The 867-nt window shown below is 44.6% G+C and carries 2 protein-coding genes; both read left to right on the top strand.

Annotated features, from left to right (window positions below; all coding sequences use genetic code 11):
- Positions 1–633: DUF692 domain-containing protein (locus tag A3761_RS22450; RefSeq protein ID WP_068750921.1), on the top strand; the 633-nt coding region annotated here is incomplete at its 5' end.
- Positions 633–867, top strand: a 235-nt coding sequence (locus tag A3761_RS22445; protein WP_197473182.1) for a DNA-binding domain-containing protein, incomplete at its 3' end; no start/stop codon positions are given. The genes A3761_RS22450 and A3761_RS22445, both read left to right, overlap by 1 nt.

The raw sequence follows: 867 nt of genomic DNA, 5'->3' as shown, positions 1-867 counted from the left end.
TACCTCAAACGCTTAAAGTCACTTATAGAACGCTTTCAACCAACGCTGGTGTCTGATCACTTGTGTTGGGCTTCTTTTGATGGCGTACATGGTAATGAACTATTTCCCATGCCTTATACCATGGAGGCAATTAAGCATATCGTCTCACGAATTGACCAAGTTCAGAATTATCTGGGACGTCGTATATTGGTCGAAAATGTTTCGAGCTATTTAAGTTTTACAGTTGATGCGATGGCAGAAGTGCAGTTTTTGTCCGAGGTCGCCGAGCAGGCTGACTGCGATATTTTATGTGATGTGAATAATATCTATGTCAGCGCAATGAACCACAAATTTGATCCGCAAGAATACATTCGGGCTTTGCCTGTAAAACGCATAAAAGAAATGCACTTGGCGGGCTTCGAAGATCAGGGCACGCACTTGCTCGATACGCATGGCGCAAGAGTGCACGGACCGGTTTGGCAACTTTACCAAACAGCGTTGGAGCGATTTGGCCCTATTCCTACTTTGATTGAATGGGATACTGATATTCCGGATTTTTCCGTTCTGCAGGAAGAGCAGAGCAACGCAGCCCGCATGATGGCTCAGTGCTCAAAGTATTCCAGTCTTGCTTCTGCAGAGCAGGTATCCAGGTAATGAAGCTTGCGAACATTCATCAAGCCTTTATTTCAGGCATCTATAATCTAGAGACGGATATCAAGCCAGGGGCATTTATTCAAGCGGGTGAGAAGCTTGATCCTGAGCAGTGTTTAGCGATTTATCGCGGCAGTGTTTACGGCAACTTATGTTCTGCATTAGCAGATATTTATCCTGCCTTTTTGCAATGTGTTGGTGAGCAGTTTTTTCAGGCATTAGCACTGCGTTATGTTA

Source organism: Oleiphilus sp. HI0123, assembly GCF_001635315.1.
This window is presented reverse-complemented; position numbering and strand designations above follow the sequence as displayed.